Origin of the sequence: Thiothrix lacustris DSM 21227, from assembly GCF_000621325.1 — a bacterium.
Taxonomy (GTDB): domain Bacteria; phylum Pseudomonadota; class Gammaproteobacteria; order Thiotrichales; family Thiotrichaceae; genus Thiothrix; species Thiothrix lacustris.
On sequence record NZ_JHYQ01000037.1, the window covers coordinates 1 to 22,424 of the forward strand.

Annotated in this window: 20 protein-coding genes; 11 read left to right on the plus strand and 9 right to left on the minus strand. The window is 50.2% G+C overall.

Annotated elements, in window-relative coordinates; genetic code table 11:
* Both Q394_RS21655 and Q394_RS20660 read right to left on the minus strand, forming a co-directional pair.
* Positions 1 to 1,038: hypothetical protein (locus Q394_RS21655; protein WP_051543486.1), on the minus strand; the 1,038-nt coding region annotated here is incomplete at its 3' end.
* A 73-nt stretch (positions 1,039 to 1,111) separates the two neighbouring features.
* Entirely contained in the window at positions 1,112 to 1,744 is a 633-nt protein-coding gene (locus Q394_RS20660; protein WP_211248830.1) for a cadherin, read from the minus strand.
* Between the two features lie 375 nt (positions 1,745 to 2,119).
* Here Q394_RS20660 and hldE point away from each other — a divergent pair, with 375 nt between their 5' ends.
* The 8 genes from hldE to Q394_RS0115040 all read left to right on the plus strand — a co-directional run bounded on the left by hldE (position 2,120) and on the right by Q394_RS0115040 (position 8,809).
* Positions 2,120 to 3,556: a bifunctional D-glycero-beta-D-manno-heptose-7-phosphate kinase/D-glycero-beta-D-manno-heptose 1-phosphate adenylyltransferase HldE gene (hldE, locus tag Q394_RS0115005; RefSeq protein ID WP_028489976.1), complete on the plus strand. Its 1,437-nt coding sequence runs from the start codon at positions 2,120 to 2,122 to the stop codon at positions 3,554 to 3,556.
* Positions 3,556 to 4,722 carry an FAD-dependent oxidoreductase gene (locus Q394_RS0115010; RefSeq protein WP_038141719.1) on the plus strand — a complete coding sequence of 389 codons (1,167 nt, stop codon included), beginning with the start codon at positions 3,556 to 3,558 and terminating at the stop codon, positions 4,720 to 4,722. Before hldE ends, Q394_RS0115010 begins: the two co-directional genes overlap by 1 nt.
* Positions 4,723 to 4,784: 62 nt before the next feature.
* Positions 4,785 to 5,462, plus strand: a complete 678-nt coding sequence (locus tag Q394_RS0115015; RefSeq protein ID WP_028489978.1) for a BPSS1780 family membrane protein — start codon at positions 4,785 to 4,787, stop codon at positions 5,460 to 5,462.
* 1 nt (position 5,463) lies between these two features.
* On the plus strand, positions 5,464 to 6,378 hold the full coding sequence (locus Q394_RS0115020; RefSeq protein WP_028489979.1) for a CPBP family intramembrane glutamic endopeptidase: 915 nt from the start codon (positions 5,464 to 5,466) through the stop codon (positions 6,376 to 6,378).
* A complete protein-coding gene (locus Q394_RS20665) occupies positions 6,375 to 6,803 on the plus strand; it encodes a GNAT family N-acetyltransferase (RefSeq protein WP_051543487.1) in 429 nt (142 codons plus the stop codon). Before Q394_RS0115020 ends, Q394_RS20665 begins: the two co-directional genes overlap by 4 nt.
* The gene (locus Q394_RS20670; protein WP_038141726.1) at positions 6,800 to 8,035 is read left to right on the plus strand and encodes a type II toxin-antitoxin system HipA family toxin; all 1,236 of its coding nucleotides are present in this window, start codon (positions 6,800 to 6,802) and stop codon (positions 8,033 to 8,035) included. The genes Q394_RS20665 and Q394_RS20670 overlap by 4 nt, the downstream gene beginning before the upstream one ends.
* Before the next feature lie 78 nt (positions 8,036 to 8,113).
* Positions 8,114 to 8,371, plus strand: coding sequence for a type II toxin-antitoxin system Phd/YefM family antitoxin (locus tag Q394_RS0115035; RefSeq protein ID WP_028489980.1), 258 nt, complete (start codon positions 8,114 to 8,116; stop codon positions 8,369 to 8,371).
* 3 nt (positions 8,372 to 8,374) lie between these two features.
* Entirely contained in the window at positions 8,375 to 8,809 is a 435-nt protein-coding gene (locus tag Q394_RS0115040; RefSeq protein ID WP_028489981.1) for a type II toxin-antitoxin system VapC family toxin, read from the plus strand.
* 39 nt (positions 8,810 to 8,848) lie between these two features.
* On the opposite strand, the gene Q394_RS0115045 is transcribed toward Q394_RS0115040, so the two are convergent.
* A complete protein-coding gene (locus tag Q394_RS0115045) occupies positions 8,849 to 10,456 on the minus strand; it encodes a hypothetical protein (protein ID WP_028489982.1) in 1,608 nt (535 codons plus the stop codon).
* 18 nt (positions 10,457 to 10,474) lie between these two features.
* Complete coding sequence (locus Q394_RS20675; RefSeq protein ID WP_051543488.1) at positions 10,475 to 11,116, minus strand: hypothetical protein; 642 nt, start codon at positions 11,114 to 11,116, stop codon at positions 10,475 to 10,477.
* Between the two features lie 493 nt (positions 11,117 to 11,609).
* On the opposite strand from Q394_RS20675, the gene Q394_RS0115055 reads away from it, so the two are divergent.
* Positions 11,610 to 12,191 (plus strand): NUDIX domain-containing protein, encoded by a 582-nt coding sequence (locus Q394_RS0115055; RefSeq protein WP_051543489.1) that lies wholly within the window; start codon positions 11,610 to 11,612, stop codon positions 12,189 to 12,191.
* Positions 12,161 to 12,373: a hypothetical protein gene (locus Q394_RS0115060; protein WP_156946894.1), complete on the plus strand. Its 213-nt coding sequence runs from the start codon at positions 12,161 to 12,163 to the stop codon at positions 12,371 to 12,373. Before Q394_RS0115055 ends, Q394_RS0115060 begins: the two co-directional genes overlap by 31 nt.
* A 516-nt stretch (positions 12,374 to 12,889) precedes the next feature.
* On the opposite strand, the gene Q394_RS0115065 is transcribed toward Q394_RS0115060, so the two are convergent.
* Positions 12,890 to 13,777 carry a DMT family transporter gene (locus tag Q394_RS0115065; RefSeq protein ID WP_028489985.1) on the minus strand — a complete coding sequence of 296 codons (888 nt, stop codon included), beginning with the start codon at positions 13,775 to 13,777 and terminating at the stop codon, positions 12,890 to 12,892.
* Between the two features lie 110 nt (positions 13,778 to 13,887).
* Between Q394_RS0115065 and Q394_RS0115070 the strand changes: the two genes are divergently transcribed.
* Complete coding sequence (locus Q394_RS0115070) at positions 13,888 to 15,789, plus strand: AAA family ATPase (RefSeq protein ID WP_028489986.1); 1,902 nt, start codon at positions 13,888 to 13,890, stop codon at positions 15,787 to 15,789.
* Between the two features lies 1 nt (position 15,790).
* On the opposite strand, the gene cobB is transcribed toward Q394_RS0115070, so the two are convergent.
* From cobB to Q394_RS0115090, 4 genes are read right to left on the minus strand one after another with little or no spacing between them, the layout of a single operon-like run.
* Positions 15,791 to 16,507, minus strand: coding sequence for a Sir2 family NAD+-dependent deacetylase (cobB, locus tag Q394_RS0115075; RefSeq protein WP_156946895.1), 717 nt, complete (start codon positions 16,505 to 16,507; stop codon positions 15,791 to 15,793).
* Between the two features lie 54 nt (positions 16,508 to 16,561).
* Positions 16,562 to 18,355 (minus strand): AAA family ATPase, encoded by a 1,794-nt coding sequence (locus Q394_RS0115080; protein WP_028489988.1) that lies wholly within the window; start codon positions 18,353 to 18,355, stop codon positions 16,562 to 16,564.
* A gap of 23 nt (positions 18,356 to 18,378) precedes the next feature.
* Entirely contained in the window at positions 18,379 to 21,594 is a 3,216-nt protein-coding gene (locus Q394_RS0115085) for an Eco57I restriction-modification methylase domain-containing protein (RefSeq protein WP_051543490.1), read from the minus strand.
* Between the two features lie 43 nt (positions 21,595 to 21,637).
* Positions 21,638 to 22,252: a hypothetical protein gene (locus Q394_RS0115090; RefSeq protein ID WP_028489990.1), complete on the minus strand. Its 615-nt coding sequence runs from the start codon at positions 22,250 to 22,252 to the stop codon at positions 21,638 to 21,640.
* Between the last annotated feature and the right edge of the window lie 172 nt (positions 22,253 to 22,424).

Here is a 22,424-nt window from a genome sequence, read left to right on the forward strand (position 1 = left end):
AATGCCATCCGCATCGCTGTCTTTGCTCAGTGGATTGGTGCCCAGTGTTTTTTCCACGCTATCCGATAAGCCATCGCCGTCGGAATCTGCACTTTTGGGATCAGTGCCAAGGGTCGCTTCTTCGGCGTTGGTTAGGCCGTCCTTATCCGTATCAGCGAGTGGCCCATCGGTATCATCTTTATCAAGGTAGTCAGGGATTTTGTCGCCGTCCGTATCATCATCCAGCGGTGTACCGCCGTTGTAATTCTCAGATTTGGTGAGAATACCATCGTTATCATCGTCAGAATCCACGGCGTTGATTTTGCCGTCATTGTCGGTGTCGATCGCAACACCATCAGGTGCTTCTATGTTATCAGGAATGCCATCACCATCACTATCAGCGTTCAGCGGGTCTGTACCTATGGCTTTTTCTACACCATCTTTGAGACCGTCACCATCCGAGTCAAGGCTGTCCTTACAATCCGCAGTAGTGCCGTAATTTTGTAGGTAGTTATTTTCAGAAAAGTCACCCCAACCTCCGTTGGTGAATTGGTTGCCAGGGTTCGTACCAGCGGAGTTACTTCCACTGTTAACGATGAATGGGTCAGTCTGATTGTTGATTAAAGCAACAGCTCCTATGCATTCCCCGCTATTCCCAAAGTTATAGACTTCTTGTTCTACATTAGCTTTCCATTGAAAGGCATCAGGCTTGAACATACTCAGGCTGAATGATAGATAGTCAACACTGGGCTCTTCAATCGGCGCATCAACGCGAGAGTCATTTGACCAGTTGGTATTCGCTACATTGGCCTGTGGGTTATTCACCGTAAAGGCTTTGGTACCCTCAGCATGAGGTACTCGAATGGTAAACTGTCCTGTTGTACTGATGTCTTTAGGGGTTGGTGTCGCATTCGGCTTCATGAAGACGTGATAACGGTCATCCTTTGTGTCCCAGCGGATACTGTACTCAAGTGTTTGGGCAGCCCAAGCACTATTGCCCGCCAGTAATAGCACTGATGTACTTAAGCCAAGATATTTACTAAGTTTAATGGAGCGCATGGTCAGACTCTCTTGCCTATTTTTATAATTGTTGGATACGAGATTTTCTAACGAAAAGGAAGCGATAAACGTATTATTTTTTACAGGTGATGGCGTCACCGTAATTACCTAAATAATGATTTTCGCTGACAGAGCCCCAGCCTAAGTTGGTAAATTGGTTGCCAGGATTCGTGTTAGCAGAATTAGGACTTACATTAAAAGCATCCTCATTAGCGATCAACGTTACATCCTCTACGCATCCACCTTCGTTTTGAAAGCTGAAAACCACTTGTTCTGTACCTTTTTTCCAAGCGTAATTACGTGCACTAGCGCCTTGTAAACCAACGAAAGAGAAAGAAATATAATCATGTTCAGCATCTTCTTTGGGGGCATCGACACGTGATGCTTCAATCCAATTGGTGCCATCGATAGCGCTGGTAAGGTTCGTAACGTTGAAGTTGCTATTGTGTGGTGCTTTAAGTGTTACCTGACCCGTGAGGCTAATATCTGGTTTTGGTGTGACTGATGGCTTCATGACTATTTGATAGGTTTTACCATCTTCTGCCAATGTGATTTTGTATGAAAGTACTTGTGCAGAAGTCTCTTCCGTATCTGCTTTGGCGGTGCTGGTAGCCTTGTCTTTAGCCGCTACATTCCCTGCTGCCATAGCAAGAACAACAGCGCCAGTTAACGTGATAAAATGGTGGAAAAATTTATTGGTTTTCATTTATTAATTCCGGTTGATTCTAGATAAGGCGATACAGTTTTCAAGTGAAGACATCTATGGTTGGTAAGTGGTAAGGGATACTTGAATAAAACATGGCACGTGCCCATAGACGCTGTTTGTTATTTGAAAATGTAGTATTACTTCAGCAATGTTCCCTGAACAATGTTATTCGTTGCAGATAGCTCCTTAACAGGATGCAACAACACATCATAGTTACGAGGATTGTTCCAGTTAATGACATTAACGGCAATAAATAAGTGATTAGCGGTAGTAAAGGTGTGTGAATGGCAGGCGTAGTGAGCTTGCTGGGCTACAACCCTTAACGTTTTTTGATAGACTCTCTGACTTGTTTTCTAGCGTTATGTAAATAATAAAATGAGCTTACAAATTCCTGCTTTTGAACGGGCGCGTGTACTAGTGGTCGGCGATGTGATGCTGGATCGTTATTGGTCAGGCCACACCTCGCGCATTTCTCCTGAAGCCCCGGTTCCGGTGGTGCATGTGAAAGCCAATGAAGAGCGCCCCGGCGGTGCGGCCAACGTGGCTTTGAATATTGCCAGCCTTGGCGGTCAGGCGGTATTGCTGGGTTACGTCGGTAATGACGAAGCCGGGCGCTCGCTCGACAGCACCTTGCAGGCGCGTGGCGTGCAAACCCGTTTCGTGGCGCTGGATAATGCGCCGACCATTACCAAATTGCGTGTCCTCAGCCGTCATCAGCAACTGATCCGGCTGGATTTTGAGGAAGGTTTTGCGGGGCAAGATCATGCCGCGCTATTACGCCATTTCAGCGAATTGCTGGCAGCAGCAGATGTGGTGGTGCTTTCCGATTACCGCAAGGGCACGCTGGAACGGGCGCGGGAGTTGATCGCGTTAGCACAGGCCGCAGGCAAACCGGTGGTGGTTGACCCTAAAGCGCAGGACTTCGCCACCTATCAGGGCGCGACTGTGATTACCCCGAATCTGGCGGAATTCCGCGAAGCCGTCGGCGATTGGACAGATGAAGCCGATTTGGTACAGCGTGGGCAAGCCTTGCTGGCGCGTTGTGGGCTGGGCAATTTGCTGATTACCCGCAGCGAACAGGGCATGACCTTGTTGCGCGATGGGGTAGCCCCTTACAACTTGCCGACCCGCGCCCGCGAAGTCTTCGACGTGACCGGCGCTGGCGATACCGTGGTGGCAGTGTTAGCGGCGAGCATGGCAGCCGGTTTAGTCGTGGAACAGGCTATGGCGCTGGCGAACCTCGCGGCGGGTATTGTGGTGGGCAAAGTCGGTACGGCCACGGTTAGCGTCCCCGAATTGCACAAGGCATTGCAAGCACACCATGCGCAAGCCAAAGGGGTGGTCAGCGAGGCACAATTGCTGGCGGCGGTGCAGGATTCGCGCATCCACGGCGAACGCATTGTCATGACCAATGGTTGTTTCGACATCCTCCACATCGGGCACGTCACCTATCTGGAAGAAGCCCGCAAGCTCGGCGACCGCCTGATCGTTGCGGTAAATACTGATGAATCAGTACGTGAGTTGAAAGGTCCAACCCGCCCAGTCAATACCATGGCGAACCGTATGAAAATGCTGGCGGCACTTTCCTGCGTCGATTGGGTAGTGGACTTCAGCGAAGATACCCCCGAACGCCTGATATGCGCCGTCAAACCCGATTTGCTGGTAAAGGGCGGCGATAACGACCCACAGAAAATTCCCGGCAACCGCTGCGTGTGGGATAACGGCGGCGACGTGGTGGTACTGAGTTTTGTGGATGGCGTGTCGACCACCAGCACGATTGCCAGAATCCAGAATATGCAAAAGGAATCCTGATGCAAGTCGATACCTTGATCGTCGGTGGCGGCATTGCCGGACTCTGGCTGCTGGCGGAACTCCGCTCACAAGGCGTCAACGCACTGTTGGTCAGCGATGAGCTTGGCAAAGGCCAGACCATTGCTTCCCAAGGGATTATTCACGGCGGTACGAAGTATGCGCTCACGGGCAAATTGACCGGCGCAACGCTGGCGATTGGCGACATGCCACGTTTGTGGCGGGCTGCGTTGAACGGTGAAAGCGCGGTTGATTTGAGCCGCGTCAACATCCTCACCGAATCGCAATTGTTGTGGACGTCTGGCGGTATTGGTTCGCGCATGACGGGTTTTTTCGCCAGCAAGGCGATGAAAAGCCGCATGGATGCTGTGCCGCGTGATGCTTACCCGGAATTGTTCCGCCACGCTGAATTTCATGGCGGTTTGTACCGCTTGGATGAGCCGGTGTTGGATGTGCCATCGTTGCTGGCAACTTTGCGGGAACAGCTTGATGATGCGTTGCTACAGGTGGATGTGCAGCGTTCGGGCTTGCAGCCAGTGGGGGATGTTTACCGTTATCAGGCGGTTTTGCCGGATGGGTCTGAGCTGGCAATCGACGCGGGGCAAATCATTCTGACAGCGGGCGCAGGTAATGAGGCATTGCTGGCTTCGACTTCGCTCAGCCAACGGGAATTCCCCGGAATGCAGCGCCGCCCTTTGCAAATGGTGTTGGTGCGTGGTGATTTGCCGATGATTTATGCCCATGCGTTGGGGATGAGTGATAAGCCGCGAGCCACGATTACTTCGCACCGCGACGCAGAAGGTCAAACCGTCTGGTATATTGGCGGGCAACCGGCGGAGCAGGGCGTGGGCAAGCCAGCAGCGGAAGTCATCGCCGCCACTCAACGAGAACTCGCCGACTTGTTACCGTGGATGGATGTCAGTGGCATGAAGTGGGGAACGTGGGCGGTTGACCGTGCTGAAGGTGGTCAGCCGGATGGTAGCCGCCCCGACCAGCCCGTGTTTTACCACCATGCTAATGTGACGGTGGCGTGGCCGACCAAGCTGGCATTTGCGCCGATGTTGTCCGCACGCTTGCAATCAGCACTCAGCATGGCAAAATCAGGCGCGAAACCTGTAGCCTCGGGATTACCCTCACCACCAGTGGCTACTAGCATTTGGAACGTATAAAGAATCAATGACACAGCACCACCATTACTTTTCAAGAAAGACTTAAACAAGGAGATTGTGTTATGCAAATCAAGATGATACCCGCCAGCCGTCCGGTTGATTGGTACAAACAGGGCTGGATGTTGTTTGCCAAAGACATGACAACGTGGGTGTTGATGGCGTTGGTCATGGGAATTGGGGGCTTTGTACTGAATTTCTTGCCGATTTTGGGGCAGATTGCGATTCTGGTGCTCTTGCCTGCTTTGATCGGTGGGTTGCTGTATTCAGCGCAACAAGCAAGTGAAGGTAAGCCGCTTAAACTGGAATATTTGTGGAAGGTATTGTTGGATAAGGATAAGCGTAACCAATTCCTTGGGTTGGGTGGCATCCTGTTTGGGTTGGCGGCGATGGTTGGAATCATTAGCGTCGTCTTTGTTGGCGATAGTTTATTGCGTGGTGCGACGGCAGGTGTCGGTGGCATTGGCATTGGTGGTGTACTATTTCTGCTGATTGTGGGTTTTGCGTCTTTTGTGCTGTTCTATTATACGACTGCATTGATGCTCTTCCGTGAATTGTCGCTGTTTGATGCGCTGACCCTGTGTGCAAGTACTGCGGTTACGCAGGTAGTGCCACTGTTCGTATTGTTCCTGATGTACTCGGTTTTGAGTCTGGTGGCGGTTATCCCGTTGGGTTTGGGGATGCTGGTGCTGATTCCGGTGACAGCAGGCGCTGTTTTTGTGGGTTACAAAGAGATTTTCTAATATGAGCTATCTTGAGCTGGCAAAGCAGGGGAAAAATCAGTGGTGGCGTTATTTGCTGGGCTTTTTCCTTATTTTGCTGGCTTGGCAGGGGATTGGCTTGATGCCAACCTTTGCGTTGGCCTACTGGGTGGAGGTGGATCAGGATGAAACCACTCGCTTCAACCCTGATTCATGGCTGTTTGAAGGATTGTCGGCGACATTGACGTTTGTGGACATTATGGCGATGTTCCTGTTTCTGATGGCGGGGATTTGGCTGGTTGTACGTTTTTTGCATAAGCGTCCGTTTTTGTCGCTGATCACACCGTTGCGGCGCATCAGTTGGTTGCGGGTGGCGCAGGGCGCGGCGGTGTTTGCGGCGATTTATCTGACGGTTGGCGTGGTGGGCGAATGGTTGAGACCTACCCCGGCTGGCGAGATGGAATATGTATTCAATCCTGAGAAGTTTTTAGCATTTTTGCCGGTGGCACTGCTGCTGATCCCGATTCAGACATCGGCGGAAGAATTGTTGTTCCGGGGTTATGTGATGCAGGGTTTGGGACTGGTGATGCATAAGTGGGGCGCGGTGCTGGTGAGTGCGCTGATGTTTGCTTTACCGCATTTGTTGAACCCGGAAGTGTACGGGGTAAATATGTGGATTGCGTTTTTGCCCTACTTTTCAATTGGCTTGTTGCTGGCGCTGATTACTGTGCGTGATGGTACGCTGGAATTGGCGATAGGCGTCCATGCCATTAACAATATCATCGCGTTTTTGTATGTGACAGTGCCGCCTTACGATATTTTTCCATCGGTATTTGTGTATCACGGGGAATTGTTTACGTGGGAAACGGTGATCTCGGAAGTGTTAACGGCGGTGTTGTTTTATTGGGTGATTTTCCGATTTTTTGCCCGCCCGCCGTTGGAGGAGACTAAGCCATGATAAAAATTACGCCCAAGGTGGATTACGCGTTTGCGCTGCAACTGTCCCGTAGCAATATGGCTGAGTATTACGCCAAGCATGGCATCGTTTGGGATGACACGTATTTCGCACGTTTTTGGGAAGCCTCGGAAAACTTTGGTTTGTATCAGGATGATCAGTGCATTGGCGTGGTGCGGATCAGGCTCGAAGACGATGCTATCCATCTGGCTGACTTGCATGTGGTACCTGAGTGTCAGGGAACAGGGATTGGCGGGGAAGCGTTGCAATACATGATGCAGCTTGCCAAGGTACGGCGTAAGCCGTTGATGCGTCTGACGGTGTTTGGGGATAATCCGGCACGGCGTTTTTATGAACGGCATGGGTTTCAGGTGGTTGAGGAAGAGGGTGCGTTGTGTAAGATGGCGTGTGTGGTGGAGCACTCATGAGTATGCAGACAGTTCTACCCGGTAATGAACTGGCGGTTTGGAGTCTGACTGACCCGAAGAGTCCCTCACTGGTGGGTACGGCATCGCTGGCATTGGGCGGGCGCGGTGTTGCGTTTGCCTATGAGCGTAGTTGGTTGGCAAATGGCTACCCGTTGTCGGGCGATATGCCGCTGCAACGCGCTGTACTGACACCCACGGTACGTGATCGGCTGTTTGGCGCGTTGGATGATGCCATGCCTGACCGTTGGGGTGAACGCGCCATCCGTTTCATTGATAATCCACCACGGGCAACAGCTCTGGATTTTCTGTATTACGCGGGTGATCACCGCTTCGGGGCGTTAGGGTTTTCTGTTGATCAAACGGCTTACGTGCCGCATCGTGGTGAACCCTTGCCGAGTGCGGACTCGATCCATGCCTTGCAAGCACTGATTGAGCGGATTGATGCTAATGAACCCATGACAGAACAGGAAAAACTGATTGCGGGAACCACCAAAACCATGGGCGGGGCGCACCCCAAAGCTTTGGTGACGATGGCGGGTAAAGACTGGATTGCCAAATTCCCACGTGGGGCAAACATTGATCTTGGCTTGATTGAACATGCCTCCCTGAAACTGGCGGCGCAAGCAGGTATTAATGTTGCCCATTCGGTGGCATTGCCTGGACTTTTTGGGCATGTGGTGGCTATCGAACGCTTCGACCGACGGGCAAACCAGCGTTTACGTACCCTTTCTGCTAAAACCGTGTTGTTGGCGGGGGTGGGGTTTGGTGCGCCGCTGGATGAATTGAGCTATGGGGCAATGGCAACGTTTGTGTTGCAAGCGGGGGCGGCGGATGTGCAAGCGCAGCAACGGGCAGAATTGTTTCGGCGGATGGCGTTCAATATCCTGATTGAGAATTCTGACGATCACGAAAAGAATCATGCATTTGTGTTTGATGCGGGGTTTTGGTCGCTTGCGCCTGCCTTCGATGTATTGCCGAATACGTCAAACGCGGGTTATCAGCAGATGGGGGTTGGTAAGCAGGGGGCGCTGGGGACATTGGATAACGCGCTTTCGGAATGTGGTTTGTTTGGGTTGAGCCGTGAGCAGGCGATTGAGGAGTGGTTCAAGGTGGCTGCGGTGGTGGTGGAATGGGATCAGGTTTTCGCGAGTCTTGGGGTGTCGGGTAAAGATATTGGGTATTTGAAGACATTCATTGATCAGCCGGAGCGTAAAGCAATGCGGTTACGCTAATGTTCTTGTTCTTGTTCTTGTTCTTTGAAAGAAGGCAGCATAGACTAGTCATGTAACTGGTCATTTGGAGGTGTTGTTATGCAAACGTGGGCTGTTCAAGATGCTAAGTCTCGGTTTAGTGAGTTTTTGGATGCGTGTCTCGCACAAGGGCCGCAAGTCGTTACGCGGCGTGGTGCTGAAGCGGCGGTGCTTGTCCCGGTTGATGTGTGGCGCAGACTCCAAGCGGCGGCAAAACCATCACTGAAAGATTTATTGTTGTCTGATCAGGGACGGGGTGAGCTGGTGTTACCGGAGCGGGGGCAGGCGAGGAGAAGACGTGTGCAAGAGGTTCTATAAATCATGTATTTATTGGATACCAATGTTGTCTCTGAATTACGGCGGCAGAAACCGCATGGGGCAGTGGTCGCATGGCTTCAGTCAGTCGATGATAAAGATTTATACCTCTCGTCGGTAACATTAGCCGAAATTCAAGCGGGTATAGAAATCACACGGGATCAGGATGTGCAACGTGCTATTGAATTGGAAGAATGGCTGGATGCCGTCGCGACCACCTATAATATCTTAACGTTGGATGGAGCGGCTTTTCGTGCTTGGGCAAAGCTGATGCATAAAAAATCTGACACCTTATATGAGGATGCCATGATTGCAGCTATTGCCAAAGTCAATAAGCTGGTGGTGGTTACTAGGAATATCACTGATTTTGAATCTTTTGATGTGCCGTTATTGAATCCATTTGAGCATCAAAGTTTAACGCTGCGCTCTGCGGAAATTTAGGAGCGCAGCGAGTAAATTTTCCGTAGCAGCGCCTTTTTGTTAGCTGGCTTGAGGCAACAAGAGAGAATTTTGATTAAGGAAACCATCCATCTCTTCGGAAATACTTTCGCAGCGCTTCAATCTTTCGTCTATATCTTTATCAAGCTTGTCCAATACGTATCTTGTTTCCTGTGATTTTATAATACCAAGAATATCCATTTTATCTATTAAATAAGCAACCAAAGACATTGCAATAGCTGTTAATGATCCAACGATTACCGCTGTTGCAACAGAAGCAAATGGCGCAAGGAATGGTACGCTTAGAACAATCTTTTCAATAACCTCCTCAAGTGCTACACCGGCAATAACAATCCCTCCAACTGCAATTAGCTTCATGGCTTCATGTGTTGCTTCGGTAAAACTCATGTCCGCAGGAGGAAAAAGAATGAGTTTCAACGCTTTCAATAAGGAAAATACGCCCTCTCTTATCATTCTAACCAAGCGCTTTGCTGTGGTTACAAACATATTCACAAGCGTTGTAATTATGTTTGATATAAAACCTGATATAAAACCAGCAGAGAAGCCTTCTACTACCCCCTTCCATTTGTCTGCAATATTTCGGCCAATACGAATCAAACGGGTTTTGATGTCCTTATACAAACTATTCCCCTCAAGCCCATTATTGTATGCATCCTTTATTTCAATAATTGCACTTGAAAAAAACTCTACCAATAAATAGCCAAATGCTTGTTGGACACCCATTTTCGCGCCTTCACCCACTCCTGTCGATACTGAGTTTTTAAGATAGTATTTTGCTTTATCGGTATTTGATGGCAAATGCATCGCCGAAGTTTCTTTGCCTTTTTGGATCTGCTCCTTTAGTTTTTTCTCATCTATGTCGAAACGCTCTTTATTTTCAATTCCAGATTTATTCTGCTTTGAAAGCCACTCTTCCTTATCAAAATCTCTCATTGATTGATTTATTGAACGATCTGTTAGTGCTAGGTTGTCTTCATCCGTTGCAAAGTCAGCTTTTTTTTCTGACGTCTGCATGAAACCACCATTTTTATGATATTGTGACAAAGACTCGATATGATCGGGGCTGGTAGTATCAGCTTTTACTACTTTACCCGTGTAAGCATCCTGAACCATTTGATTCTCGTCCATTTGAGAGCGGGTATAAATAGCGCCAGCACTGTTTTTTCCTGCGTTAGCAAATTGCTTTCCCTCACTATTCTTACTGTGTGTGTAGTTCTCTCTTTTATAACGGTCTTCATCTTTCGCATAAACACCATTATTTGCGTTGTTGATTGTTGTGACATTGCCGCCTGTCTTATCATACGCACTTATTATTTTGCCAAGTCCAAATGGTCCTGCAATCGATGATATGACGCTGTGCTTCGTTTCACCTAAAAAATGTTCCAGTCTGTCTTTGTTGAATGAAGCTCGAAGGTCAGAAAGCAAAGCCTCGACCTCTGAGGCATTCACCTCCACAGAAACGTTAAGATCAGTTGAATAATCAAGACTTGCCACTCTATTGCTATCTATGCCTTGGTGAAGAAGTTTGTCGACCAATTCTTGATCAATTACGCCGCGAATGAACGGCAGAGACTGATTTTTCTTTATAATTTCTTTCCTTTTCTTAAAACGATCAATTCTTCCGCTCATTATTTATTACTCCATATCTTATGCAACTTTAAGTTGATTCCAAGCGTGAACAAACGCCTCTTCTTCTGGCTTTATGCCATCTATTTGCATGACAAATCTGATTAAATCTTCATATAGATCTAGAGACATACCAGAGTCTTTTGCCAGTAAATACGCCTCTTCAACAGTAGGTGGATTGTCATAAATACTTTGGATCTGAGCTTTTACATCCATTGGAATGCTCTGAGCAATCATTCCTTTGACAAACTCACCGATTTCTTCCCTTTCATTATCAGAGAAGTCACCATCACATGCTGCGCAAGCAACCCCAACTGCTTCCATTGCAATAATAGCTTTGAAATGTTCATCATGAGATTTGAGCTTTTCCAGCGCTTGTGAAAGTTTGTTTTCAAGTTTTTTTATCCGTGCAGAATTTTCTGCTTTTTCCTCAGCTCTTCCTTGGTCTTTGATCCGTTTCTTCTCATTATCATCACTGTCAGCCACGGCAGCGCCAACAACCCCTCCCACGGCACCAGCACCCAATGCTGCCGCAATAGTTCCTGCACCTGAGAGTGAGGCGATCAAAGATGCCCCGCCCAATAATGAACCACCACCGGTAAATGGTGCAGCAGCAACCGCACCAACACCAACAACCACACCAGTTAAGATCTTACCCCACATATTTATCTCCTTTTTTAGAGCTAGTTTAAATACACAAATTTTGATTTAGGCAGCTAACGTCATAGCATTTTATGCTCGGTGCTGCCGCACATGGCATAAAATGCTATGACGTTGGACGGCGCTCAGAAATATCAGAATAGACAGCTTGCGCTCAATCAAGGGACACCGCAGCCTGTCTGATTCTTAGAGTCTTCCGCATAGTCTGGGATTGTCATAACCTACACTCCTTAAAGAATTCCCCCAATGAGCGCGATCTTAACAAACCTCGTGTAGCCAGAAAGTGATCATTGTACCATAAATTATTTTTATTAAATAAAAATTGTCAACGCTATCATGCATCCATCTTCGTAGGTCGGACTTTAGTCCGACATTGCCCGCAATAGCCTGTTGTCTCTGGTTGTCGGACTAAAGTCCGACCTACGCTGAGGCGTAAATTGCAATTCCATCCCTCACGTTGCACACTGCTGCTTCCATAACCTCCCATCAAGACCCCATGAAATTCGACATCCTCTCCCAACAAAATCTCTACAAAGGCTTTTTCCGCGTGGATGCCTACGAATTCCGCCACGAACTGTTTGCAGGCGGTTGGTCGGGTACGTTCAGGCGGGAAATTTTCGAGCGCCGCAATGCGGTGGCGGTGCTGCTGCACGATCCGGTCGCGGATACGCTGTTGGTGATTGAGCAATTCCGCCCCGGTGCTGCCTTGCGGGATGCGCAAGGTGCGTGGATGGTCGAAATCGTCGCGGGCATTGTCGAGTCCGGCGAAAGCAATGAAGATGTGGCGCGGCGCGAAGCTCAGGAAGAGGCGGGTTGCACCATCGACACGCTGGAACACATTATCGACTTCTACCCCAGCGCAGGCGGTTCAACCGAAATCGTCAGCTTGTATTACGCCCCGGTCGATTTATCCGCCGTACCCACCGGCATCCACGGCTTGCCTGAAGAACACGAAGACATCCGGGTATCCGTCATCCCGCGCCACACCGCGCTGGCATGGCTAAAAGCCGGTAAAATTCAAGCATCATTGGCGATTATTGCGCTGCAATGGCTGGCGCTGGAGAAGCCGTCTCGTTGATGTGTTTGCTGGCCGTGTTTTGGGGTAAACTCAGCTATCACCCTAACCTCTTGTCCAAAAGCGACTCCCGCAGTTATAGCAGCGGTAATACGTTTTTCCTGCTGAAAACAATCGCCGCCAAAAACCCACACGAACAAGCCGTGCAGCCGATAAACAACGTGGACAAGTACAAACATTCGTGATTGCCATGTGGTGCTAAATTTCCCTAAGAGTTAACCAAAAACAACCAGAGCATAGCTGTGGTTGCAAGGAACAAATCCAATGGGGGTGAAAACAGTCGGATTGTCCCGTCGATAGCCTAAGACAGTGTATGGCAGATACTAACGGAAAATAACGGGTTTGTAGGATGATTTATTACTATTTGTAAAAAATTTTTATGACAGGAGTGCACTAAGTTGTCAAATTGCAGTGAATCTTGAACTATGCTTAGTAAATAGACAAAGGACAAGGATTGTTAGTGTTTAGCGAGGGAGTCGCCATGAATAGTGTATTTAGCAGACATAGCACAGCTGCGGATGTAGATATGAGCATGTCATCAACACAATGGGCTAAAGCCCCGTGTCCCCAGTGTGGTGGCTTTTTTTGGGTTAAACGACCTTGTAATTGGTGGCGAGGTCTACTGCACCCTAATCGACACCGGTGTTTTTGCCGCCAGTGTCGTGAAGAGTTTTGGTTGAAAAAGCAAAGCGTGAATTGACTCAAGCGTCTGTAGCGTGCATTTTTCCCGAAAACAGGCTGGAGGCAAGGATCATCGCTGCCCCGATCCACTCCTGCCAATCCATCCGTTCTTGTGTTAACCAATAGGCGGCAACGGCTGCCACGATTAGTTCAAACAAGAAAATGACGTTGGACTGGCTGGCGGGAACGTGGGTAACACCGTATTGTACGGCATAAGTGACGCTGCCAATGGCTACCGCCAAGCCGAGTAAGACCCAAATGGCATTGGGGGTGAACACTTGCAAGCCACCTTGTAAGGGTACGAATAGCAAGCCGATGCCCGTCAATATCGCGACACCGAGCCATACTGCTAATGTTTTCGCACCATTACTCATATCAGTCCCTAAATACCTGCCTGCAACAATGCTTAGGGCGAACGTCACGCCTGCGGATAGGCCAAGCCACTCCGCTTGATTGGCGGGTAGGGGTAAGCGCCCATCAGGTTGCCATAACATAATCAGTGCGCCACCGAGTGATAAGGCGACGACTAACCAGCCGAGTTTATTCAAACGTTCTCGTAACAGGAACCACGCAAATAACACCGTCCAGAGTGGTGAGAGGTAGAACAGTAAGAGCACGCGCATGATTTCCCCATCCAGTGCCCCGAGTACGTAGCCAACATTGCTCCAGCCAGAGGTGATACCTAATATGATCAGCCATAGCCAATGTGCACGTGCTTGCCACAAATTTTTGGCATACCACCAGCCGACGACTAACGTTGGTAACAGGTAAGCCAGGCAGGTGGCGGTCAGCCCATCCACGCCCATGTTATCGAGTAGGCGGAATGGGTACCAAAACAAGCCCCATAAGGTGGCAGAATAAAACAGAGTTAACAGCGCAATGCTGTGCTGCAAACGGTGTGATGGCATAAAAATTTCCGAATAATGGGCTGGTGAACCAGTTTACTGGAAAATTGATTTTGTTTTGGCGTTATAATGCAGATCACTTTCCTTGTTATATTTCTAATAATATCAAATTCATGTTACAGCTAGATAAAAGTCATATCCAAGCCCGCAAGGCCGAGCTTGATGTTGCGAAACGGGCACTCAAACAGCATTTCGTTGGGATAGATAAAATCATCGACGAGTTGATGGACTGTATTCAAGTCTGGTATTTAATGCCGGAACTGCTTAAGCGTCCCGTTATTATTAATCTATGGGGCATGACAGGGGTCGGCAAAACCGACTTAGTGCGCCAACTGGTCAAGCACCTGCATTTTCAAGACAGATTTGCTGAGGTTGAACTCTCGAATACCGGCATAACCTCGTGGGGTTCGTCGGTGTCAGCGGTGTTGGATGATTACGGCTTCCATAATCGCAAGCCTTGCATTGTCTTGTTCGATGAAATCCAGCGTTTTAATACCATTGATTCTAAAGGTGAATCTCTGGGGCAAACCAAGTTCATGGATTTTTGGGAATTACTCTCTGATGGGTATTTGTCTAAAAAAGAGAAGGATGATCTGGATAGCTTCCTGTATGAGTATTACCAGCGTGAACGCAACGCCCAACGCAGACGCAATAAGGGCGAGAAAGATGAAGAAGAAGATAGCGGCCCTTCGTATATCAGTATGTGGGATGCGATTAATCTCAAAAAGTCGCTGAATCTGGATATGGATGTCGGCGATATGCTGGATATTACCGAGGAGGAAATGGTCAATATGATCCTTTCCGCCAAGCGTAAAAAGGTGATTTACGAACCGATCAACCATACCCAGACGCTTATCCTGATTTCGGGCAACCTGGATGATGCTTTCCAGATGGCGCATCAGGCGGCAGAAGCGGATGTGGATGCGGATATTTTCCACGCCTTCACCACCAAAGTGACGCTGATGGATATTAAGGATGCGCTGTTACGCAAGTTCCGCCCAGAACAGGTGGCGCGTTTTGGCAATATCCACCTCGTTTACCCCAGTCTGCGCAAACAGGATTTCAATACCCTGATTGCGCGGGAAGTCGAGCGGGTACAGACCGATACCGAGCAACGCACCGGCATCCGGCTAGTGACTGATGAGAGTATCAATCGCCTGATTTACCGTAACGGCGTGTTCCCGGTGCAAGGCGTGCGCCCGCTGTTTTCCAGCGTGACCGATATTCTGGAGGTCAATCTGTCGCGGCTATTGCTGCAAGCGTTGACCGATGATGCTGATGAAATTCACCTGCATTACGATGAGGCGCAGCAAAAAATCATGGCGCGTTTGGGTGACAACACGCTGGAATACCCTTACGTGGGGCGTATCGACAAAATCCGTCAGGACAATACCTTGGCTGCCGTAGCCAATATCAGCGCCCACGAAGCGGGTCATGCGGTGGTTTACATGGTGCTGTTTGGGCTGATTCCGCTGCAATTGCAAAGCAAGGTTGCCAGCAGTTACGCCAGCGGTTTTACTTTTCCACACCAATTGCACCGTACCCGGCGCAGCTTGCTGGACATGATTAAAGTGTATCTGGCGGGCGGGGTTGCCGAGGAATTGCTGTTCGGGTATCAGGAGGCTTCCACCGGGCGTGAAAATGACCGCGAACGCGCCACCGAACTGGCGATGGATTATGTGCGCCGCTACGGTTTCGACGACGAATTTCAGGCCACTTACACGATTGAAGATTACCCGCACCGCATGAATACTGCCGTGACGGATATGGATGTGGAAAAAATGATGATGCGGCTGGTGAGCGAAACCAAGGAATTGCTGGGACAATACGCCCACTTCTTGCACGCGCTTTCCAACGCGTTGGCGGATGCGGGCAAGCTGGAAACGCAAGATGTGGCAGCGATTGCGCAACAGCACGAGGTTCAGGCCGAGATCAAGCCAGAAGGCCATTTGCATATCGCCGATTACGATGTGCAGTTGCGCAAGCCCTTGGTATGGCGCGGGCGGAGTAGCTGAGTTATTGAGTTGAATTCAGTAGCTGTTCCACAAACGCGGGCACGATTTGGCTGGCCAAGCCGTTGATGGATTCGTCGAACAGCTCGCTGTTGTTGGTGGGGTCAAGGTTCAGTTCTACTGTCCTGACGCCTTCTTCCTGAGCAATTTTGACTAGCCCTGCCGCCGGGTAAACCAGCCCGGAGGTGCCGATGGCAATAAACAGGTCAGCTTCTTCCAGCGCCCTGAAAATATCTTGCATCTGGAGCGGCATTTCATCGAACCAGACAATGTGCGGGCGCAAATTGCCGGGGCGCTGGCAGCAGTCGCAGATACTGTCGGTATCAATATCATCCAGCCAATCGTAGACCAACCCGCTTTGCTGGCAGCGGATTTTGGCAAGCTCGCCGTGCATGTGAATCAGGTTTTGGCTGCCCGCCCGTTCGTGCAGGTTATCGACATTTTGCGTGACCAGCAGCACCTTGCCGGGGTGTTCGCGTTCCAGCTTGGCAAGTGCCAAGTGCGCGGCGTTGGGTTGAACCTTGGGGTCATGCAGTTGCCGCCGCCGGGCATTGTAAAATTCGTGTACCAAGGCCGGGTTGCGCTCGAAACCGTCAGGGGTGGCGACATCTTCGATGCGGTGTTCGTGCCACAGCCCGTCGCTGGCGCGGAAGGTTTGGATGCCGGATTCGGCGGAAATCCCCGCGCCGGTGAGAATTACGATGTGTTCGTGCATGTTCATACATTCAGCTCGCTGTTTTCAGGACTCGTTTGGGTGGTAATGACACCATGGGGCTTAACAACATTCTTGCCACACCAGCCTGTCAAATCCCAAGGCTACCACGGCGAGGCAATGCAGCCGCGCCGGTTCTTGGTATTTTTCTGCCAGCACGCGTTGATAATCCTGCAATTGTGCCAAGGCTTCGCGCAACGCTGTTTGCACCGCCGGTAAGGCCGCCAAGGTTTCGCGGGATTGCTCACGTACTTGCGCCCCGCTGAGTTTTAAGTCAGCTAATGACAGGTATTTGAATTCCAACACGATGTCTTTGAGGGTGGGGTATTGGCGCATACTGGGGCGGATAATCATCACCAAATCGGCATAACGCCGTTTGAGTGCGGTTTCGGAATCCATGATGTAGTAAATGTCATTGAACAGCAGGGTGAGAAACGCCGTTTTGACGGTCAGCTCGTTGCTCCAAGCGTAATCACGGTTATTGAATACGGCGAAGTATTTTTGCTCCAGATAATCAGCGAGTGGGTGCAAGTCGGCGGATTGGTAGAAACGTTCTGCCATCGCTGCGACCGCGATACGCTCTTGTGCAGCAGGTAGGACGCGCTGTTTGAGTTCATCCACATACAAGGCGCGGGTGACAAGGTTGGGAATGCCCAGTGCCAGTTTGCCCAGTTCGCCCGTTCCGGTGATGGTCAACACCCCGAAATAGTACAGCAGTGACAGCATATAGCGTTCGTCGTGCTGTAACTCCCCCAGTTTTTCGACCCCGAAACGGTTTTCTAGAAAGTCCAGCAACACGGGGTGTTCTTCGTTCAGAATGCTTTCGATCACCCGAAGGCCGCTGGGTTGGCTGGCAATGTAACGGATACGGGCGGCATCCATCGCTAAATTACCGTCGAGCATTTGGCGCGGTGCGGTACATTCGTCTTGATAATGGCGCAGAAAATGGAAACACAGAATGGGGTTATACAACAGCGGTTTACCCATCTCATAGCAAAAACGGTAGCCATTGTAGAATTGTTTGAGGGTTTGTAACATGCCCTCACGCAAGGCATCGTCATGCTTGCAATGCTGTAGGACTTGCGTCACTAGCCCATCCAATTCGTCGTGGGTTATGCCGCATAATGCATTGAAACGTGGCATTTGTGAAATGTCTGTGGCGACATTATAGCCGCTGGTAGCGTCACTCAAGACCAGTGGCGACACGCCAGTGATGAATACTCGCGCTATTTTCCCTTCTGACGCGCTGGCTTTGATCACTTTGAACAGGGTCTTGAGAATGCCTTCGCCTTCCAACAGGTCGCGGTAACGTTGGGCGTTGTGAACGTCCCGCACTAGCACTTCATTGGCGAAATTGTCGTATTCGTCGATCAGCAGGTAGAGTTTTTGCCCGTTGTTTTTCAACGCTTCCAGCAGTTGTTCGAGCGAGGAGAGGGCGTTATCAAGGTTGAGTACGACATTCGGGTTGGGTAATTGTGGGTGGTAATGGTCAAGAAACCCACGAATGCGGTCGTTTAGATGGTCAAACAGGTTTTGTCTGATCTGCTCAATATCGCCTTGTGCGGATACTGTGGAAAAATCCCAACGTAAAATCAGGTAACTGTTGCGCTCTGGGGTTGGGTGATTGCCCACGCTTAAGCCGCCAAAGAGTGCATCGAATTGATCTGCTTTATTAATGTCGTAATAATTCGCTAGCGTAGACAACAGCAATGATTTACCAAAGCGGCGCGGTCGCAGGAAAATCAATTGTTTACCTGCCGCTTCCAGCACGGGGATAGCGGCGGTTCGGTCGAGGTATAAAAAACCTTCAGTACGTAACGCGTGGAAGTCACTGATGCCATAGGGGAAATGAATCATAATCTGTACTCCTTTGCGTTAGTTTAGCCAATATTTCCTTCTAACAACGTGACTTCCCCCGCATCCAGCCCAAACAGCGCATAAACCGCCGCGTTCAACGCCTGTTCTTGCGTGGCAAGCTGATAGCTCAAGTGTTGAATGGCTGCTTTATCCTTGTCAAACCACGCTTCCCACGTATTGCGTTCTGCCAGTGGGATTTCCTGCTTGAAGAGCTTTTTTACTTCGTCACGGAAGGCGGCGAAATCCATTTCCCACCAGGCTTGCAGCTTTTGGGAGAGCTTCGGGTCTTTGGTTTTGGGGCAGAGGTCAGGGATACGGTGGCGGAAAGCGTTTTGTAGCGCGTAGCGTTGTTCTGCCAGCGTTTGGCAGTTTTCCGCCAACCCTGCAATGACCACCTTCTGCTCATCCGTCGCCGCCGGAATCGGCAACGTGTCGATAAAATAGCTACGAACTTCGTAAAATCCACCACGAACTGATGGGCACATGGCTGAAATGCAAAACCAATGGATTGCTGAATTTAGTAATCCAAGTAAGAAATAATTTGCATTAATTAATAAATAGCTTTTGTCGTTGGAGTAGTAGCCTTTCGTGTCAAGGCGGAACAACGCATTAGGTGAAAAATGCCCGTAGCTGATTTTAGGGTCTTCAAACGCCGAATAATAATCACATGAACGTAACTCCCACCAAAACTCACCTTTATCGCCACGTTTTTGTCCGCGCTCCATAAACGGTTCGAGCCATTCACAGATGGCAGGATGTTGCTGTTTGAGCCAGTTCCACGCGGTGGCTTCGTCAACGGGTTCGTTTGCGCTGCCTATCTGCTGTCGTGTCCAGCCTTTTGGAAACAGGATCAGGTAAAGGTTGCGTGATTCCGCCCGCCATTGTTTCAGGTCTTTGCCTTCCAAAAAGGGTTTCAAGCGGCCGAGTGATTGCGGGTTAGCCGCCACGATGCGGTCACGGGTGGTTTTGTCGATAACAAAGGCTTCGTTGAGTCCGGTTTTGATGCCGTAGAGGGGTGAGCCGTAGGCTTCTTTGAGGGTGCGTTTGCCTTTGGTGAGTTTGGTGCGCAGGGCTTGCAGGCGTTCGTCTTCGAGCCGCCAGCCGTCAAGGGCGAGTTTGTTTTGTTGCATTTCGCTAAACGCGCCCGCCTTGAGTTCGCCCGCCAACTGGCTAACATGCGTCGATTGTACGTTGAGGAACTGGAAGGCGTAATCCTTCGGCGGATGTTTGCGGGCATGGCTGGGCTTTTCCATGATCAGAATGGCGGGGTAGGTGGTCACACCCTCAAAGACTTGCAAATCGCCAAAATCCACCACGTTTTTCAGATTTGCCTCCACCGCCAAAAACTGCCGCAGATTCTCACCGCTGCCCGTGCGGAAAAACGTCGCGGAACTGATGAAACCCAGCATCCCGCCCTTTTTCAGCAAGCCCAAACCCAACTCAAAAAAGTACGTGTAAAGGTCAGCCACACCATGATACGTGCGGTAATGTTTCTCCAGATACGGCTTGATCGGAATCAGGCGTTCCTGCCGCACATACGGCGGATTGCCCAGAATGACATCAAACTCCTTGAACTGCTTAAACCAGTGGAAAGCGCGTTTATCCACGCTTTTGTCATCCACCACGCTATTGCCCTGGCGGATATTGTCCCGCAACGACGTCAACGGCTTGCCATATTCCGCCGTCGCCAAATGCAGGGAAAGCCGCGCAATTTCCACCGATTCGGCGTTAATATCCACCCCGAACAGGTTGTTATGCAAAATATCGTGGTTAAGTTCCGTGCTGACCAGTTCGCTGGGTTCACCCAATTCTGCCAAGCGTTGGTTAACCTGCTGGTATTCCCGCTTCAAATAGTTCAGCGCCGCCACCAAAAACGCGCCGCTACCACACGCCGGGTCAAGGATGCGCGTGGTCGCCAAGGTTTGCCGATACGCCGCCCACCACGCCAAGGAATCCGCCTCCGCCGCAATTGCCAATTTGCACTTACTGAGGTATGCGCCCAATGTGTGCTGCACAATCCACGCGGTAATGAAATCTGGCGTATACACCACGCCATCCTGCTTGCGCTTGCCGCTCGTGCCGTGCTTTTGCTGAGTCAATTCGAGGTCGGTTTGCTCATCCAACGACTCGTAAATTTGGTCAAGATCAGCGATGGATTGCTCGAAAATATGCCCCAAGATCGTCACGTTGACATCGGAATCAAAGTCGTACACCCACAGGCGTTGCAGCTCTTGCAACAAGCCATCGCTGATAGTCAGCTCTTCCAGCGCCGCATCGGGCTTGAACAAATCGCCGTTGTAACGCGGAATGCCGCGCTTGAGGTCGCCGTCATTGACCGCCTTGAACAACCATTTCAGCCTATCCCACGCATCCGTCAGGCTGTCTTTGGCCAGAATATACGTCGCCAAGGTATTGGCAGGCAGCAAGTCACGGTCTTCCGCAAAGGCAATAAACAGCACCCGATCCAGCAAGGTTTGCGCCCGTGCCACCATGCTTTGACGGCTGAAACGCCCGTTTTCGCGCTTCATGCCATTGATCAGCTTCACCCGAATCTCGCGGTAATCGGCGTACAGCGCGTTGGTAATGTCCTTTTCCGCTTGCTGGCTTTGCTCGAACAGCTTTTCAGTCGCGCCCGTCAGCAAGTTTTTTGCCCCCAGCAATAACACGAACCGCGCATATTCTTCAGGCTTAATCAGCTCAGCAATTTGCCAGCTTTCGTAGATGTCGCTGGAATAGGGAAATTTGTAGAGGCGGATTTCAATGCAGTTGGACACCAGAAACCACTTGGCCTCACCGTTGCTATTCACCGCGTATTGCGTGGCTTGGTCAACGGTGGAGAGCTTGCGCCCCAGCATCGGAATATCCATGTTGCTGGTGCGCGGGTCTTTCAATTCCAATGGAGCAAGGCGCTGTTTGTTTTTTTCGGAAAATATGCCGAAGCTCAGGTCAGAAAAGCCTTTACCGCTTTTTTCCTCATAGCCCAGCGTCCATTGCCCGGTTTTTTTATCTTTCTGGCTGAAGCTTTTGTAACCCAACACCACCCCGCACAAGTCACGGAAAAATTCCGGCTGGAGCTTTTTCTCGTTCTGTTTTTGGATTGAGCCGTCGGTAATCATGGCGTGCCATTCCTCCAGCACCTTACGCGCTGCGGCAGGAATCTGCGCATCTTTCAAGCTGTTGCTGGCAGTCAGTGCTTTGCTAAGGGAGCGCGGATGAAATAAGCGTTGAGTGTTCGACATGGGTAAAGATCAGCCTCTTATTGGGAAGGCTAATCCTACCACCTCACAACCCGCCGGACATCATCAGCAAACCAAAAAACGGCGCAAGCACAATCCCACCCAACACGGCCGTTACACCATCTGCCGCCAGTGTCAGCGGAGTCAGGGCAATTTTTGCAGCAGTATCCGCCACACCATCCGGCGCGATAATGGTCAGCTCATACGGCTGGCGGAAGAAGGCTGTTTGTGGCACTCGCACATTGCCTGCCAGATAGCGCGTTCCCTGAATAGCCGCGCTGTATGCCATCATATTGCCCTGTTGGCTGAAACCACGTTGAGTCAGGAATTGGTGCTCATCCACCGTGAGTGTTCCCACATCAACTTGCAAGGTATAACTGCCGCTTACGCCTTGCCCCGCATTCACGGTGAATTTGCCAAAAGTCGGTTTGAGCTTGGTACGCCCCGGCCATTGCAACACCGACTTCAGCGGCTCATTCAGCGGGAAAATGAAATGGTGCTGTTCACCTGCGACCACCAACGTGGCTTTGTCTGGGGTGATCAGGAAACTGTTGATCTTTTCCGTGCTGGTATTTTTGGTGGCGTGCAAGGCATGTGTGGCACAGCCGACTGAGGCAATCCCCAGCATGGCAATGAGTAAATAACGCAGTAAGTGACGCATGGTGATCCCCTGTGGTGTTGGTTAGTAAGATAAGGTTATCTTGCGCCATCCGCCACAGGGTGGAAAGCATCCGGTGTTCAAGTAGCAAATGGCGGTACTTTAAGGCGCATTATTCGCGCTGTCTGTCAGGTCAATACCACTGATTGTGATGATAATCACGGTGTACCGGGCA

Bases quoted from the DNA above. Each gene is read 5' to 3' on its own strand.
- Q394_RS0115080 (WP_028489988.1), bottom strand. From the start codon at position 18,355: ATGATTCATTTCCCCTATGGCATCAGTGACTTCCACGCGTTACGTACT.
- Q394_RS0115040 (WP_028489981.1), top strand. From the start codon at position 8,375: ATGTATTTATTGGATACCAATGTTGTCTCTGAATTACGGCGGCAGAAA.
- Q394_RS0115090 (WP_028489990.1), bottom strand. From the start codon at position 22,252: ATGCGTCACTTACTGCGTTATTTACTCATTGCCATGCTGGGGATTGCC.
- Q394_RS0115055 (WP_051543489.1), top strand. From the start codon at position 11,610: ATGAAATTCGACATCCTCTCCCAACAAAATCTCTACAAAGGCTTTTTC.
- Q394_RS0115085 (WP_051543490.1), bottom strand. From the start codon at position 21,594: ATGTCGAACACTCAACGCTTATTTCATCCGCGCTCCCTTAGCAAAGCA.
- hldE (WP_028489976.1), top strand. From the start codon at position 2,120: ATGAGCTTACAAATTCCTGCTTTTGAACGGGCGCGTGTACTAGTGGTC.
- Q394_RS0115070 (WP_028489986.1), top strand. From the start codon at position 13,888: ATGTTACAGCTAGATAAAAGTCATATCCAAGCCCGCAAGGCCGAGCTT.
- Q394_RS0115065 (WP_028489985.1), bottom strand. From the start codon at position 13,777: ATGCCATCACACCGTTTGCAGCACAGCATTGCGCTGTTAACTCTGTTT.
- Q394_RS0115020 (WP_028489979.1), top strand. From the start codon at position 5,464: ATGAGCTATCTTGAGCTGGCAAAGCAGGGGAAAAATCAGTGGTGGCGT.
- Q394_RS20665 (WP_051543487.1), top strand. From the start codon at position 6,375: ATGATAAAAATTACGCCCAAGGTGGATTACGCGTTTGCGCTGCAACTG.
- Q394_RS20675 (WP_051543488.1), bottom strand. From the start codon at position 11,116: ATGTGGGGTAAGATCTTAACTGGTGTGGTTGTTGGTGTTGGTGCGGTT.
- Q394_RS0115035 (WP_028489980.1), top strand. From the start codon at position 8,114: ATGCAAACGTGGGCTGTTCAAGATGCTAAGTCTCGGTTTAGTGAGTTT.
- cobB (WP_156946895.1), bottom strand. From the start codon at position 16,507: ATGAACATGCACGAACACATCGTAATTCTCACCGGCGCGGGGATTTCC.
- Q394_RS20660 (WP_211248830.1), bottom strand. From the start codon at position 1,744: ATGAAAACCAATAAATTTTTCCACCATTTTATCACGTTAACTGGCGCT.
- Q394_RS0115015 (WP_028489978.1), top strand. From the start codon at position 4,785: ATGCAAATCAAGATGATACCCGCCAGCCGTCCGGTTGATTGGTACAAA.
- Q394_RS0115010 (WP_038141719.1), top strand. From the start codon at position 3,556: ATGCAAGTCGATACCTTGATCGTCGGTGGCGGCATTGCCGGACTCTGG.
- Q394_RS0115060 (WP_156946894.1), top strand. From the start codon at position 12,161: ATGGCTGGCGCTGGAGAAGCCGTCTCGTTGATGTGTTTGCTGGCCGTG.
- Q394_RS0115045 (WP_028489982.1), bottom strand. From the start codon at position 10,456: ATGAGCGGAAGAATTGATCGTTTTAAGAAAAGGAAAGAAATTATAAAG.
- Q394_RS20670 (WP_038141726.1), top strand. From the start codon at position 6,800: ATGAGTATGCAGACAGTTCTACCCGGTAATGAACTGGCGGTTTGGAGT.